The sequence below is a fragment of the Micromonospora sp. HNM0581 genome (assembly GCF_012726175.1).
Classification (GTDB): Bacteria; Actinomycetota; Actinomycetes; order Mycobacteriales; family Micromonosporaceae; genus Micromonospora.
Map to the genome: position 1 here is coordinate 19,639 of NZ_JAASAD010000015.1, position 14,361 is coordinate 33,999.

14 protein-coding genes and 1 pseudogene are annotated in these 14,361 nt (G+C 68.7%); 12 read left to right on the forward strand and 3 right to left on the reverse strand.

Annotated elements, in window-relative coordinates; all coding sequences use genetic code 11:
• Positions 1-100: 100 nt before the first annotated feature.
• Together HCA58_RS17595 and HCA58_RS17600 are read left to right on the forward strand one after the other, a co-directional pair.
• A complete protein-coding gene (locus tag HCA58_RS17595) occupies positions 101-4,195 on the forward strand; it encodes a HAMP domain-containing protein (protein WP_169598937.1) in 4,095 nt (1,364 codons plus the stop codon).
• Positions 4,192-4,752 (forward strand): response regulator, encoded by a 561-nt coding sequence (locus HCA58_RS17600; RefSeq protein WP_169598938.1) that lies wholly within the window; start codon positions 4,192-4,194, stop codon positions 4,750-4,752. The genes HCA58_RS17595 and HCA58_RS17600 overlap by 4 nt, the downstream gene beginning before the upstream one ends.
• Before the next feature lie 97 nt (positions 4,753-4,849).
• Here HCA58_RS17600 and HCA58_RS17605 read toward each other — a convergent pair whose 3' ends face one another.
• The gene (locus tag HCA58_RS17605; RefSeq protein ID WP_169598939.1) at positions 4,850-5,185 is read right to left on the reverse strand and encodes an STAS domain-containing protein; all 336 of its coding nucleotides are present in this window, start codon (positions 5,183-5,185) and stop codon (positions 4,850-4,852) included.
• A gap of 140 nt (positions 5,186-5,325) precedes the next feature.
• Between HCA58_RS17605 and hemL the strand changes: the two genes are divergently transcribed.
• The 8 genes from hemL (at position 5,326) to HCA58_RS17640 (ending at position 12,284) form a co-directional block, all read left to right on the forward strand.
• On the forward strand, positions 5,326-6,663 hold the full coding sequence (hemL, locus tag HCA58_RS17610; protein WP_169598940.1) for a glutamate-1-semialdehyde 2,1-aminomutase: 1,338 nt from the start codon (positions 5,326-5,328) through the stop codon (positions 6,661-6,663).
• Between the two features lie 63 nt (positions 6,664-6,726).
• Positions 6,727-7,374: a histidine phosphatase family protein gene (locus HCA58_RS17615; RefSeq protein ID WP_169598941.1), complete on the forward strand. Its 648-nt coding sequence runs from the start codon at positions 6,727-6,729 to the stop codon at positions 7,372-7,374.
• Between the two features lies 1 nt (position 7,375).
• The gene (locus tag HCA58_RS17620; protein ID WP_169598942.1) at positions 7,376-7,939 is read left to right on the forward strand and encodes a TlpA disulfide reductase family protein; all 564 of its coding nucleotides are present in this window, start codon (positions 7,376-7,378) and stop codon (positions 7,937-7,939) included.
• The gene (locus HCA58_RS17625; protein ID WP_169598943.1) at positions 7,939-8,814 is read left to right on the forward strand and encodes a cytochrome c biogenesis protein CcdA; all 876 of its coding nucleotides are present in this window, start codon (positions 7,939-7,941) and stop codon (positions 8,812-8,814) included. The genes HCA58_RS17620 and HCA58_RS17625 overlap by 1 nt, the downstream gene beginning before the upstream one ends.
• Positions 8,814-10,460, forward strand: a complete 1,647-nt coding sequence (locus tag HCA58_RS17630) for a cytochrome c biogenesis protein ResB (RefSeq protein WP_169598944.1) — start codon at positions 8,814-8,816, stop codon at positions 10,458-10,460. The genes HCA58_RS17625 and HCA58_RS17630 overlap by 1 nt, the downstream gene beginning before the upstream one ends.
• Positions 10,460-11,449, forward strand: coding sequence for a c-type cytochrome biogenesis protein CcsB (ccsB, locus tag HCA58_RS17635; RefSeq protein ID WP_169598945.1), 990 nt, complete (start codon positions 10,460-10,462; stop codon positions 11,447-11,449). Before HCA58_RS17630 ends, ccsB begins: the two co-directional genes overlap by 1 nt.
• Positions 11,450-11,511: 62 nt before the next feature.
• A complete protein-coding gene (locus HCA58_RS23625) occupies positions 11,512-11,769 on the forward strand; it encodes a hypothetical protein (RefSeq protein ID WP_240956419.1) in 258 nt (85 codons plus the stop codon).
• On the forward strand, positions 11,766-12,284 hold the full coding sequence (locus tag HCA58_RS17640) for a hypothetical protein (RefSeq protein ID WP_240956421.1): 519 nt from the start codon (positions 11,766-11,768) through the stop codon (positions 12,282-12,284). Before HCA58_RS23625 ends, HCA58_RS17640 begins: the two co-directional genes overlap by 4 nt.
• Positions 12,285-12,359: 75 nt before the next feature.
• Here HCA58_RS17640 and HCA58_RS17645 read toward each other — a convergent pair.
• Positions 12,360-12,593, reverse strand: a pseudogene (locus HCA58_RS17645) (endonuclease V); the annotation flags it as partial.
• Positions 12,594-12,651: 58 nt separating this feature from the next.
• The gene (locus tag HCA58_RS17650; protein WP_164446552.1) at positions 12,652-12,924 is read right to left on the reverse strand and encodes a hypothetical protein; all 273 of its coding nucleotides are present in this window, start codon (positions 12,922-12,924) and stop codon (positions 12,652-12,654) included.
• Positions 12,925-13,148: 224 nt separating this feature from the next.
• Here HCA58_RS17650 and HCA58_RS17655 point away from each other — a divergent pair, with 224 nt between their 5' ends.
• Both HCA58_RS17655 and HCA58_RS17660 read left to right on the forward strand, forming a co-directional pair.
• Positions 13,149-13,940, forward strand: coding sequence for a helix-turn-helix transcriptional regulator (locus tag HCA58_RS17655; RefSeq protein ID WP_346776031.1), 792 nt, complete (start codon positions 13,149-13,151; stop codon positions 13,938-13,940).
• Complete coding sequence (locus tag HCA58_RS17660) at positions 13,928-14,146, forward strand: DUF397 domain-containing protein (RefSeq protein WP_169598946.1); 219 nt, start codon at positions 13,928-13,930, stop codon at positions 14,144-14,146. The genes HCA58_RS17655 and HCA58_RS17660 overlap by 13 nt, the downstream gene beginning before the upstream one ends.
• Positions 14,147-14,361: the final 215 nt, after the last annotated feature.

Consider the following 14,361-nt stretch of genomic DNA (forward strand, 5'->3'; position numbering starts at 1 on the left):
TTGCCGTCGGGCGGCGCCGTGCCGTGGCGTTTTCGAGGTCACGGGGACAATGATGGAGTGGCCGGTGGGAGCCGGTGGACCCCGAGGTGAGCGAGGAATGATGACCACGGCGAAACAGTCGGTGACCGCGGAGACTTCCGCCGCCGACCACGAGGCGGTCCTCACCGAGCTGGCGGAGGCGCTACGGCGGGTCCGTGTCGGTGACCTCAAGGTGCGGTTGCCCCGGCGCTCGGGCGCGGCCGGTGAGGTGGCGGACGCCTTCAACGACGTGGTGTCGCTCCAGGAGCGGCAGCACCTGGACCTGCGCCGGATCAGTCGGGTCGTGGGACGCGACGGTCGACTCACCGAGCGCCTGGACGAGGAGGGGCTGGACGGTTCCTGGGCGGAGGGTCAACGGGCGGTCAACTCGCTCATCGACGACCTGGGCCGGCCCACCACCGAGATCGCCCGGGTCATCGTGGCCGTCGCCGACGGCGACCTGAGCCAGCACATGGCGTTGGAGATCGACGGTCGTCCGCTGCGCGGTGAGTACCTGCGTATCGGCCGCACGGTGAACACGATGGTCGACCAGCTTTCGTCGTTCTCCAACGAGGTGACCCGGGTGGCCCGCGAGGTGGGCACCGAGGGCAAGCTGGGCGGCCAGGCCGACGTCCGCGGGGTCGCCGGCACCTGGAAGGACCTCACCGACTCGGTGAACACCATGGCGTCGAACCTGACCGGCCAGGTCCGGTCGATCTCGCAGGTGGCGACCGCGGTGGCCAAGGGTGACCTCTCACAGAAGATCACTGTCAGTGCTCGCGGCGAGGTCGCCGAGCTGGCCGACACGATGAACTCGCTCACCGACACGCTGCGCCTCTTCGCCGAACAGGTGACGCGGGTGGCGCGTGAGGTGGGTACCGAGGGCAAGTTGGGCGGTCAGGCGGAGGTGCCGGGTGTCGCGGGCACCTGGAAGGACCTGACCGACAGCGTCAACTCGATGGCGTCGAACCTGACCGCCCAGGTGCGCAACATCGCTCAGGTCTCCACGGCGGTCGCCCGGGGTGACCTGAGCCAGAAGATCACCGTGGCCGCGCAGGGCGAGATCCTCGAACTCAAGGACACCGTCAACACGATGGTGGATCAGTTGTCGTCGTTCGCCGACGAGGTGACGCGGGTGGCGCGTGAGGTCGGCACCGAGGGCAAGCTCGGCGGTCAGGCCCAGGTACGCGGCGTCTCCGGCACCTGGCGTGACCTGACCGAGAACGTCAACCAGCTCGCCGGCAACCTGACCAGCCAGGTCCGCAACATCTCCCAGGTCTCCACCGCGGTGGCTCGGGGTGACCTTTCGCAGAAGATCACGGTGGATGCTCGGGGTGAGATCCTGGAGTTGAAGTCGACGGTGAACACGATGGTGGATCAGTTGTCGTCGTTTGCCGACGAGGTGACGCGGGTGGCGCGTGAGGTCGGCACCGAGGGGAACCTCGGTGGTCAGGCGCAGGTCAAGGGCGTCAGTGGTACGTGGCGGGATCTGACCGACAATGTGAACTCGATGGCGTCGAACCTGACCGCCCAGGTGCGCAACATCGCTCCGGTCACCACGGCGGTGGCCCGGGGTGACCTTTCGCAGAAGATCACGGTGGATGCTCGGGGTGAGATCCTGGAGTTGAAGTCGACGGTGAACACGATGGTGGATCAGTTGTCGTCGTTCGCCGACGAGGTGACCCGGGTGGCCCGCGAGGTGGGCACCGAGGGCAAGTTGGGTGGTCAGGCTCAGGTGCGCGGCGTCGCCGGTACCTGGCGGGATCTGACCGACAATGTGAACTCGATGGCGTCGAACCTGACCAGCCAGGTGCGCAACATCGCCTCAGTCACCACGGCGGTGGCCAACGGCGACCTGTCCCAGAAGATCACGGTCGATGCGCAGGGCGAGATCCTGGAGCTGAAGAACACCGTCAACACGATGGTGGACCAGTTGTCGTCGTTCGCCGACGAGGTGACCCGGGTCGCCCGTGAAGTGGGTACCGAGGGCAAGCTCGGTGGTCAGGCGCAGGTCAAGGGGGTCTCCGGGACCTGGCGGGACCTCACCGAGAACGTCAACCAGCTCGCCTCGACGCTCACCACCCAGCTGCGGGCGATCGCCCGGGTGTCGACCTCGGTGACCCGGGGTGATCTCACCCAGCGGATCGCGGTGAAGGCGCAGGGTGAGGTCGCCGAGCTGAAGGACAACATCAACCAGATGATCGTCACCCTGCGGGAGACGACCCACAAGAACGCCGAGCAGGGGTGGCTCGACTCCAACCTTGCCCGCATCGGCGGTCTGTTGCAGGGTCAGCGGGACCTCGGCGAGGTCTGTCGGATGATCATGCAGGAGGTCACTCCACTCGTCGACGCGCAGCTTGGCGCCTTCTTCCTCGTGGACAACTCCGAGGGAGTGATGCGGCTGCGGTTGACCGCCTCGTACGGCTACGTGTCCCGGGGGCATGACGTGACCTTCGGGCCGGGTGAGGGGCTGGTCGGTCAGGCCGCGCTGTCCCGGCGCACCATCCGGGTCGGGGCCGTACCGGACGGCCGGATCACGCTGCGCTCCGGGCTGGCCGACATGCCCCCGGCGGATCTGGTGATCCTCCCGGTCCTCTTCGAGGGCGAACTACTCGGCGTGATCGAGTTCGCCACTGTCACGCCCTTCTCCGAACTGCACCTGTCGTTCCTCGAACGGCTGGTCTCCACCATCGGGGTCGCGGTCAACACCATCCAGGCCAATCGGCGTACGGAGGAACTGCTCGCCCAGTCGCAGCGGCTGGCGCACGAGTTGCAGGAGCAGTCTGCGGAGCTGCAACGGACGAATGCCGAGTTGGAGGACAAGGCCAAGCTGCTGTCGGAGCAGAAGGCGAACATCGAGACTCAGAACCGGGAGATCGAACTGGCCCGGCTGGGTTTGGAGGACAAGGCGCAGCAGCTCACGCGCGCCTCGGCGTACAAGTCGGAGTTCCTGGCGAATATGAGCCACGAACTGCGTACGCCGTTGAACTCGTTGCTGCTGCTGGCCCGGCTGCTGATGGAGAATTCCGAGCAGAACCTCACGCCGAAGCAGATCGAGTTCGCCCGTACTATCCATGGCTCCGGCTCGGACCTGTTGCGCCTGATCGACGACATTCTGGACCTGTCCAAGATCGAGGCTGGGCGGATGGACGTCGAACCGACCGAGGTCCGGTTCACCGAGATCTGCAACTACGTGGAGCAGGCGTTCGCCCCGCAGGCGGAGGAGAAGGGCCTCGACTTCCAGGTGCGCACTGGTAGGGATCTGCCGGCGGCCGTGGTCACCGACGCGCAGCGGCTGCAGCAGGTCCTGCGTAACCTGCTGTCGAACGCGGTCAAGTTCACCGACAACGGTGCGGTGACCCTGCGCATCTCCCGGGCGCCGGAGCACGCGGTGTTCGACGTGCCGGCGTTGACGAACGCCCGGCAGGTCATCGCCTTCACGGTGATCGACACCGGTATCGGCATCTCCGACGACAAGCTTTCGCTGATCTTCGAGGCCTTCCAGCAGGCGGACGGGACGACCAGCCGCCGCTACGGCGGTACCGGGCTCGGCCTGTCGATCAGCCGTGACCTGGCCCGGCTGATCGGAGGTACGATCACGGTCACCTCGGCGCCCGGTCAGGGCTCGACGTTCACGCTCTACCTGCCCGACGTGTTGGCGCCGGACGCGGTGGTGGCACCGGCCCCACCGTCACCGCAGCGGGCGGGGCTTCCGTCGTCGCTGCTGATGCCGCCGATGGAGTTGCTGCCTGAGGTGCGTGAGGCGCCGAGGACCCGCCAACTCGACGGGGCGACCGTGCTGATCGTCGACGACGACGTGCGTAACGTCTTCGCGTTGACCAGCGCACTCGAACTGCACGGGATGACCGTGCTGTACGCCGACAACGGCGCCGACGGGGTCCGCCTGTTGGCCGAACACCCAGAAGTCGATATCGTCCTGATGGATGCAATGATGCCCGATCAGGACGGGTATGAGACGACGAAGCAGATCAGGCGCAACCACCGGTTCGCGGATCTGCCGATCGTGTTCCTGACCGCGAAGGCGATGCCGGGGGACCGGGAGTCCGCGATCACTGCCGGGGCCAGCGACTACATCACCAAACCGGTCGACCTGGACCAGCTGATCGAGCTGATGGGTACCTGGATCAGTGGCAGCCGCACCGAGGAGGGCTCGTGACGCAGATGGCGAAGGCGCTGCTGGTCGATGACCGCCGGGAGAACCTGATGGCCCTGGAGGCGATCCTCCAGGGACTGCCGGTGCAGTCGGTTGCCGTGGAGAGCGGTGAGGCGGCACTGAAGCAGTTGCTCGTGGACGACTTCGCGGTGATCCTGCTGGACGCCCAGATGCCGGACATGGACGGTTTCGAGACGGCCAGCCACATCAAGCGGCGCGAGCGTACCCGGCACGTTCCGATCATCTTCCTGACCGCGGCCGACCGGGACGCCCAACTGGCCCTGCGGGGCTATGCGGCAGGCGCGGTGGACTACCTCACCAAGCCGTTCGACCCGTGGGTGCTGCGGGCCAAGGTTTCCGTCTTCGTGGAGTTGTGGACCAAGACCCGCCAACTGGCGGCGCAGTCCGCGATGGTGCGTGAGCGGGACGCCCAGTGGCGGGTGCTCACCGATGCGGTCGACGAGGCCACCACTTTGCTGCGCGGTGTCGACGACCCGGATTCCCGCATCCGTGCTGTGGCTCTCCTGGAACAGGCCCGCTGGGGCACCACCCCCGAATGACCCCACACCTCCCGTTGATCATGGACTTGGCGGCTGTAGACGATCTTCGCGAGGCCGCCAAACTCATGATCGACGGGCGTCGACGGGGTGGGACGGGTCAGGTGGTGGGGGTGTCGTTGCGGATCATCAGGGCGCTGCGAAGGCCGGTGATGTCCAGGACACGGAGCAGGAAGTCGCCCACGTTCGTCAGGAGGAGCAGGCTCTGGGCGTGACTGGCCTTGCGGCTGAGGACGACCAGGGTGCCCAGCCCCTGCGAGTCGCAGAACGTCACACCGCCGAGATCGAGGACGATCCTGGGCGGGGGCTCGGTCAGGACCTCGTTGACGACCGTCGACAGTTGGGCGGCCGTCTGCATGTCGATCTCACCGGCCAGACGGAGCACTGCTTCGTCGCCTGTTCGGTGTACGGTGATCGACAGTTCGGCACGATCCACCGGGCCAGCCTATCGCGATCTCGGTCGCCCGGCCTGTCGAGGCGTGCCGGTCCCCGCGCAGCGTGCCGGGGGTGAGCCTGGTAACCCTGGTCCGGGGTCGCTGCCGATCCGCCGTCGGGCGCTGACACAATGGCGACATCGTGACTGAGGTGTTCCCCGCCGGATCCGACCGATACCCGGTCGGAGCACCGGCCTCAGCGGCCCTGTTCGACCGCGCCTGCGCCATCGTGCCGGGCGGGGTGAACTCCCCTGTGCGTGCCTTCCGGGCGGTCGGCGGCACACCACGCTTCATGGTCAGAGGTGAGGGTCCGTGGCTCCACGACGCGGACGGTCGCCGCTACGTCGACCTGGTCTGCTCCTGGGGGCCGCTGATCCTGGGGCACGCCCACCCCGAGGTGGTCGCCGCCGTGCAGGCCGCCGCCGCACACGGCACCAGTTTCGGTACGCCCACCCCTGGTGAGGTGGAGCTGGCCGGCGAGATAGTCGCGCGTACCCCGGTCGAGCAGGTCCGGCTGGTCAACTCGGGTACCGAGGCGACCATGTCGGCGATTCGCCTGGCCCGCGGCTACACCGGCCGCTCGAAGATCATCAAGTTCGCCGGCTGCTATCACGGGCACGTCGACGCGCTGCTCGCCGCCGCCGGCTCCGGCGTGGCCACTCTCGGCCTGCCCGATTCGCCGGGGGTCACCGGCGCGGCGGCCAGCGAGACGATCGTGCTGCCCTACAACGACGTGACCGCGGTCGAGGCCGCCTTCGCTGCCGAGGGCCAGCACATCGCCGCCGTCGTAACCGAGGCCGCGCCGGGCAACATGGGTGTGGTCGCCCCCCGTGACGGGTTCAACGCCCAGCTGGCCCGGATCGCGCACGCACACGGAGCGCTGCTGATCATCGACGAGGTGATGACCGGGTTCCGGGTGTCCCGCACTGGCTGGCACGGCCTCGACCCGGTCGAGGCGGACCTGTGGACGTACGGCAAGGTCATGGGTGGTGGCCTGCCTGCGGCGGCCTTCGGCGGGCGTGCGGAGATCATGTCCCGGTTGGCTCCCGCCGGCCCCGTCTACCAGGCCGGCACCCTCTCCGGAAATCCGCTCGCCTGCGCGGCGGGGCTGACCACACTGAGGCTCGCCGACGACGCGCTCTACCGGAGGTTGGACGACACCGCCGTCCTGGTGGGCAGGCTCGCCAGCGACGCATTGGCCGCCGCCGGAGTCGCACACCGCCTGTCGTACGCCGGCAACATGTTTTCGATCTTCTTTACCGATGCTGACGTGGTCGACTACGACAGTGCCCGCACTCAGCAGGTGCCGGCGTTCAAGGCGTTCTTCCACGCGATGCTCGCCGCCGGGGTCTACCTGCCGCCGAGCGCGTTCGAGTCCTGGTTCGTCTCGGCGGCGATCGACGACGCCGCACTGGAGCAGATCACCCGCGCGCTGCCGGCAGCGGCCAACGCGGCGGCAGCAGCAGGTCACGGGGGGTAGCGTGAGCGCGAGGAGTGAGCCGGTTCTGCGAGCCCCGCAGTCGCGGACACAGGGAGCGCAGCGGTGAGCAGGACTGTGGTTCATGTGCTGCGGCATGGTGAGGTGTACAACCCGGGCGGTATCCTCTACGGCCGTCTGCCCGGTTTCCGCCTCAGCGAACTCGGTGTCCAGATGGCCAAGGCCGCTGCACAGGGGCTCGCTGAACGTGAGGTCGTGCATGTTGCTGCCAGCCCGTTGGAACGCGCCCAGCAGACCGCCGAGCCGATCGCTGCCCAGTTCCGGCTGCCTGTCGGCGTGGACGAGCGTCTGATTGAGAGCGCCAACTGGTTCGAGGGCAAGAAGGTGTCACCGGGCGACGGGTCCTTCCGGGATCCGCGCAACTGGTGGGTGCTGCGTGACCCGGTCACCCCCTCGTGGGGCGAGGCGTACCGGGTGATCGCCGAGCGGATGTTCGCCGCGCTGCACGCAGCCCGGGTCGCTGCGGAGGGCCGCGAGGCTGTCCTGGTCTCGCACCAGTTGCCGATCTGGACGCTGCGTCGCCATGTGGAGCGCAAGCGGCTGTGGCACGATCCACGTCGTCGTCAGTGTTCGCTGGCCTCGCTCACCACCTTCCACTTCGACGGCGCCAAGATCGTCGGTATCGGCTACTCCGAACCGGCCGCACATCTGGTGGCGATGTCGCCGACGGCGCGGACAGCCAAGGGAGCCTGAGATGGGCCTCCGGAGGCTCGCTGCCGGCCTGCTCGCCACCGTGTTGCTCTTGACCGGCTGCACTGGCGTACGAGCGGCCGACTGTGACAGCGTCGGCGGCATCGTCGAGTGCGCCCCGGGGCAGCGGTCCGCCGCTCCGACGATCGCCGGTGAGCTGTTGGGGGGCGGCGCCTACGACGTGGCTGAGCAGCGGGGCAACGTGGTGGTTGTCAACTTCTGGGGCTCCTGGTGCGCGCCGTGCCGCGCCGAGGCGGACGACCTGGAGAACACCTACCAGGCGACGAGGGACTCCGGGGTGACCTTCCTCGGCATCAATGTGCAGGACAGCCGGGACAAGGCCATCGCCTTCGAGGAGGGCCGGGTCAGTTACCCGAGCATCTTCGACCCGGGTAGCCGGCTCGCCCTCGACATGGACATTCCGCCGAACACCATCCCGGCCACGGTCGTGCTGGACCGGCAGGGCCGAATCGCCACTGTGATCCGGGCGGCCGTCCGGCAGGAGGGGCTGCAACCCATCGTCGAGCGGATCGCCGCCGAGGCGTCCGCGTCAGCCGGCCAGCGCTGATGGGCGGGACATTCGGTCAACTCGCCGAGTCCGGCCCGTTGCTGCTGGCGTTGGGTGCGGCGGCGCTGGCCGGCCTGGTCAGTTTCCTGTCGCCGTGCGTGCTGCCGTTGATGCCCGGTTACCTGTCGTACGTCACCGGCCTGGCCGGCGCCGACCTCGAAGGCGGAAATGCCGGGAAGGGCACCCGGTCGACGTCTGCGGTGGAGGTGGGGCACCTTCCTGACGCCTCGGGTGCGGGGGGTGGCGGAACCGGCACCGCCGTACGGGGCCGCGCCGGGGTTGCTCCGGCGGTGCAGGGCCGGGTGCTGGCGGGGACGTTGTTGTTCATCGCCGGCTTCACCGTCGTGTTCACGGCCACCGCGGTCCTGTTCAGCGGGGTCGGCCGGGTCTTCTTCGACCACGAGCGGACACTGGAGATCATTGTCGGTGGGTTCATCGTCGTTCTCGGGCTGGGCTACGTCGGGGTGCTGCCCGGGTTCCAGCGGGAGTTCCGGATCAACCGGCTGCCCGCAGCCGGTCTGCTCGGTGCGCCGGTTCTCGGTGCCGTGTTCGCGTTGAGTTGGGTGCCGTGCACCGGACCGACCCTGGCCGCGGTACTCGGCATGGCCACCACCAGCGGGCAGACCGACCGGGCGGTGGTGCTTGCCGTGGCGTACTGCCTCGGGTTGGGGTTGCCGTTCGTCGTCTTCGGGCTGGGGTTCAACCGGCTGCTCGGGGTTTTCCGCACGGTGCGCCGGCACAGCCGCTGGGTGACCCGGGTCGGCGGGGCGCTGTTGATCCTGATCGGGTTGGCGCTGGTCACCGGCGGCTGGACCAATGTGGTGATCTGGTTGCAGACCACTGTCGGCGTGGGCAACTTCGAGGTGGGCATCTGATGACCGCCGTCGACGACCGGCCCGCTACTCCGGCCGGGTTGCCCCGGCGTCGGGGCAACCCGCTGCTCGCCCTGCTGCGCAACTCGTGGCGGCAGCTGACCAGCATGCGTACGGCGCTGGTGCTGCTTTTCCTGCTCGCGGTCGCCGCGATCCCTGGGTCGGTGCTGCCGCAGCGTGGGGTCAACCCGGAGGACGTACGCGACTTCTACACCGCCAACCCTGATCTGGCTCCGCTGCTCGACCGGGTGGGCGCGTTCGAGGCGTTCAGTTCGGTCTGGTTCTCCGCGATCTACCTGCTGCTGTTCACCTCGTTGATCGGGTGCATCACGCCGCGGTTGCGTGATCACGTGCGGGCGCTGCGGGCCCGCCCGCCGGCCGTGCCGAAGCGACTGGAGCGGCTGCCTCAGCATGTGGTGCTGCCCGCGTCCGAGGGCGGGACAGCGGCGGTGGCCGAGATGCTGCGGCGTCGGCGGTGGCGGGTGGCGGTACGCGGTGACGAGGTGTCCGCCGAGAAGGGCTATCTGAAGGAGACCGGCAACCTGATCTTCCACACGTCGATGGTGTTGGTGCTGATCGGTGTGGCGCTCGGCTCCTGGTACGGCTGGCACGGTAACCGACTGCTGGTGGCCGGGGCGGATCAGGTCTTCTGCAACACCCGCCAGCAGTACGCCGAGTTCCGGCTCGGCCCGCGCGTCGGTGACGACCTGCCCCGGTTTTGCCTGCAGCTGGACGAGTTCGACGCGCGGTTCCTACCGAACGGGCAGGCGTCGTCGTTCAACGCGAAGGTGACCGTGGACGAGAACGGCGGCGCCGCCCGCCAGGAGGAGTTTTCGGTCAACTCGCCGCTGCGTCTCGATGGTGCGAACGTCTACCTGCTCGGGCACGGCTACGTTCCGCTGATCAGGTACACCGACCGTTTCGGTGGCATTCAGACCAGCACCGTGCCGTTCCTCACCACCGGTGACATCGGGCTGACCAGTGAGGGCTTGGCGGCGTTCCCGGACGCCAACGTCGATCCGGAGACGGGCGTGCGCAACCCGGACCTTCAGGTCGCCTTTTCCGGGCTCTACCTGCCGACCGCGCCGCAGGAGCCGCCGTTTGTCCGTTCCGAGCATCCGACCGAGCAGAATCCCCTGCTCGATCTGGTCGCGTACCGGGGGAATCTGGGCCTCGACGCCGGTATCCCCGGTTCGGTCTACCAGCTCGACGAGCGTCAGGTACGAAACGGCCGGCTCGCCGAGGTCGGTGCGAAGCAGCTGCGGATCGGCGAGAGCTGGACACTCGACGACGGGAGCATCGTCGAGTTCGTGGGTACGGAGCGGTACATCGTGTTGTCGGTCCGTCACGACCCGGGCATGATGCTGCTGCTGGTCAGCTCCATCGGGTTGGTGCTGGGGCTGATGGGTTCGCTGTTCGTCAGGCGTCGGCGGGTGTTCGTCCGGCTGCTGCCTGTCGGCCCAGCTGACCCCGACAGAGGATCTCCGACGGACGGTAGTAGCTTGGTCGAGGTGGCTGGTCTGCCGCGTACCGAGCATCCCGGATTCGCGGCCGAGTTCGCCCAGCTGGTCGCCGCGATCGGTGGACGATCCGGTGATGCCGGCACCGACCCGGACGCGCCGGTCCGGGCGCGGGAAGGAGCCGAGTGATGTCCGCACTCTCCGATCAGCTGGTGTCGATCGCCACTCTGGTGTATCTGCTGGCGATGATCAGTCACGCCGTCGAGTACGCCCTCGGCAGTTCGCGGGCCGGGGCGGTCGCGGCACCGGCCCGCGAACTGGTCGGCGCGGCGGTGGCCGGCGACACTCCGGTGGCTGGTCGCACGGGCGGTGGTGCGGTGGTGAGCACGGTGGCGGCGGGCCGGGCCGGGCGTACCGCGCGGCGTGCGAGTCTGGGCGGCCGGATCGCCGTCGGGTTGACCGCCGTGGCCGCTGTGCTGCACCTGGTGGCGTTGGTGGCCCGTGGCGTCGCCGCGGAGCGGATGCCGTGGGGCAACATGTACGAGTTCGTGCTCACGGTGTCGTTCATCGGGGTCGCGGCCTGGCTTGTCGTACTCGTGAAGTGGCCTTTCCTGCGTCGTCTCGGGCTGTTCCTGACGCTGGTGATGGTGCTGTTGGTGGCCACCGCCGAGCTGGTGCTCTACACGCCGATCGTGCCGCTCGTGCCGGCGCTCAACTCGTACTGGTTCGTCGTGCACGTGTCGACGATCGTTTTCGCCTCGGGGCTGTTCCTGCTGGGGGTGGTGCCGGCGGTGGCGTACCTGATGCGGGCCGGTTACGAGAACGGCAAACGCAGTTTCCCGTACACCCTGGCGAGGCGGCTGCCGGCGGCGGCCGGGCTGGAACGGCTGACCTTCGTGCTGCACGCTTTCTCGTTCCCGATCTTCACCTTCGCGGTGATCGCCGGGGCGATCTGGGCGGAGGCGGCCTGGGGTCGCCCGTGGGGCTGGGACCCGAAGGAGACCTGGGCGTTCATCTCCTGGGTGGTGTACGCGGGCTACCTGCACGCCCGCGCCACGCCGAGCGTGCGCCGGAACGTGGTGACCTGGCTGGCCATCCTCGGTTTCCTGACCGTGCTGATGAACCTCTTCGGCGTGAACATCTTCTTCGAGGGCCTGCACTCCTACGGCGGCCTCTGACCCGCAAGATGTATAACTGCACTTATAATAACTGTGGTTATACATCTTGCGGGATGGTGGTCGTGAACCTCATCAAGCCTCCGGAGATCTTCGATCGAGACGTCGAGTGGGCCGAGTTGGCCCGGTTCGCCACCGACGAACGGCCCGGCGCCACGTTGGGCGTGGTCAGCGGACGCCGCCGGCAAGGGAAGACCCTCCTGCTGTACGAGTTGGCTCGCGCCACGGGCGGCTTCTACTTCGGGGCTACCGAGGCGACTTCGACGGAATCGCTTCGGCGGTTCGGGGGGGCCGTAGCCGCTACCGCATCAACGAGCCCTTGATCACCTTTTATCAGGCGGTCATGCGGCCGGCCTGGACGGCCTTGGAGCAGCGGCGGGGCCCGGAGGTCTGGCGACGTTCCCAGCGGCGGTACGCCAGCGCGGTGCTCGGTCCGTCGTTCGAAGAGGTCGTCCGGCAGTGGGCAGTACGTTTCGCCGCTCCCGAGACGCTCGGCGGCATCGCCGCCGAGGCGAGTCCCGCCGTTCTCGTCGATCCGGTCAGCCGGACCAGTCTGGAACTGGACCTCGTCGCGCTCGGCGAGCCGCCATTCGGCGACGGGCCACGCCCGCTGCTCGCCGTCGGCGAAGTCAAGTGGGGGCGGACGTTGGGCCTGGCTGACCTGGACCGGCTCGCCCGGGCGCGAGACCTGCTCGTCGCTCGTCCCGGTCTGGACGCCCGGGACACCCGGTTGCTGCTGGCCAGTGGCGCGGGGTTCACCGATGACCTGTGGGCGGCCAGCCGCTACCGGTCCGACGTGCTCCTCGTCGACCCCACGCGTCTCTACACCGCCGACTGACCCGTCACCCGGATCTGTCGATGTTCCGCCCGATGCTGCGGTGAGGCCCGCACCCGTGGGCACCATGCTGCCGTCTCAGCTTGGCGGTCGGCGCAGGGCTTGGCGGGAGAGGAAATCGGCTCGGCGGATCGCCTCGGGAAGGCGGTAGTGGCGGCTCAGGCCGAGCGTGATCGTGGTCGCCAGGTCGAGGCTGGTGCGGTGGCCGACCGAGACGAACACCGGCTTGACGTCGGTCTGTGCACGCAGCACCCGACCCAGCACCTCGTCGCCCTGGCGCAGCGGCGACCAGTCGCCCCGCCGGGTGCCCGGCAGGTCGCCGCCGACCGCCCGACGGCCCGGTGGCCGAGCGGACCGGGTGGCCGGGCGGTCAGTCGGTGGGCTGTGGGCGGGGTGCGCGGGGTGCGGCCCAGCCGAGGAAGCGGTCGTGCAGCGCGGCCGGCTTCGGTGCGTCGTGCGGGTTGAGGCGGTACAGGTCGTCGACGGCGTCGTACAGCATCCCGGCCAGGTAGATCGACAGGGCCACGTGGCTGTCCCGGTACTCGGCGAGCAGAGCGAGCCGGGCGGTGGCGCAGGGCCACGGCGCGGCGCAGGCTCGACACAGCCAGAGCGGCCGGAGCGGTACGTGGAACCGCGCGGTCATCTGCCCACCCTCTCCTGGAGGCGAGGCCGTCCGTCGCCGACGTGCCGGACGGCCCCGCTTCGGTTGCGCCCGTTCTTTTCGGGTCGGATCCGGGCGGTTCCGATGGGGACAGTTTGACCACCACGCGACTACTGTCGGAAGGTGATCGATCGCCCTGTGTGTTTGACGTTTCGGTCGGTGAGGGCGGTGAGGACTCAGGACGTGCTGGTGAGGAGTGGTGCGGGGTGGATGAGCGGTCGCGGGTGCTGATCGAGGAGCTGCGGCACATGCGGACGGCGCGCAGGGTGACGCAGGAGGAGCTGGCTCGGGCGATCAACTATTCGCCGTCCACGGTGGCCATGGTGGAGACCGAGGCGCGCAAGCCGCCGCCCAACTTCTGGGAGCTGGTGGACGGTGCGCTCGACACCGGTGGCGCGTTCGTCCGGATGCTGGCCCGGCTCGGTGCGCCGCAGTGGATGCGGGAGTGGGAGGCCAACGAGCGGCAGGCCACCGTGCTGCGCTCGTTCGAGAACACGGTGGTGCCGGGGTTGTTGCAAACCTCGGCGTACGCCCGTGCGCTGTTCCGCAGCGTCGGCCTCTACGACGACGCGGAGGTGGAGCGGCGGGTGGAGGCGCGGCTGGCCCGGCAAGCGGTGCTCACCGGCGAGCGACCGCCGCAGCTCGTGACGGTGTTGGACGAGCACGTGCTGCGCCGGCCGGTCGGTGGGCCGGTGGTGATGCGTGAGCAACTGTGGCGGCTGGTCAAGCTGGCCACCGAGCATGCCCGGGTGCGGCTGCACGTGGTGCCCGCCTCGGTGGGTGCGTATCCGGGTGTCGCCGGGGCGTTCGTGCTGGCTACCCTTCCCGGTGGGGAGGATGTGGCCTATCTGGACGATCAGCTCAAGGGTCAGGTGATCGACCACACCGAGGACGTGCTGGCGATCCGGGCCTCCTGGGAGGCGATCCAGGGTGAGGCGTTGCCGCCCCGGCAGTCGATCGAATTGTTGACGGAGGTGGCGGAGTCATGGCGGAGCTGACCGACGCCCGGTGGCGCACCAGCACCCGGAGCAGCACCAACGGCGGCAACTGCGTCGAGGTGGCCGACAATTTGCCCGGCCTGGTCGCGGTCCGGGACAGCAAGGAACGCGGCGGCGCGGTGCTGACCTTCGGCCCGGCGGCCTGGCAGATGTTCGTGGCTTGCATCGCTGGCCAGGCCGTTGCCGGCCACCCCAACGGGCAGTGATCAGGACTGGGCGTACACGACGACCGGGACCTCGTCGTTGTCGGTGTCGTCTTCCCACCAGGATGGGTGCGGCCCGGGGGCGTTCGAACTCACCGCGCGACAAGGTCGAGGCTGTTGGGCACGCCGGCCTGGAATGATGAGCTTAGATGCGGAGGGTGACATCGGAGGCCCCCGTGAGAGGTGATCCCCGCCAGAAAGCCCGCCCGGCTTCGTCG

Coding starts and splice junctions, on each gene's coding strand:
- HCA58_RS17595 (WP_169598937.1), top strand. CDS start 101: ATGACCACGGCGAAACAGTCGGTGACCGCGGAGACTTCCGCCGCCGAC.
- HCA58_RS17660 (WP_169598946.1), top strand. CDS start 13,928: ATGGCGGAGCTGACCGACGCCCGGTGGCGCACCAGCACCCGGAGCAGC.
- HCA58_RS17625 (WP_169598943.1), top strand. CDS start 7,939: ATGGGCGGGACATTCGGTCAACTCGCCGAGTCCGGCCCGTTGCTGCTG.
- HCA58_RS17630 (WP_169598944.1), top strand. CDS start 8,814: ATGACCGCCGTCGACGACCGGCCCGCTACTCCGGCCGGGTTGCCCCGG.
- ccsB (WP_169598945.1), top strand. CDS start 10,460: ATGTCCGCACTCTCCGATCAGCTGGTGTCGATCGCCACTCTGGTGTAT.
- HCA58_RS17620 (WP_169598942.1), top strand. CDS start 7,376: ATGGGCCTCCGGAGGCTCGCTGCCGGCCTGCTCGCCACCGTGTTGCTC.
- HCA58_RS17650 (WP_164446552.1), bottom strand. CDS start 12,924: ATGACCGCGCGGTTCCACGTACCGCTCCGGCCGCTCTGGCTGTGTCGA.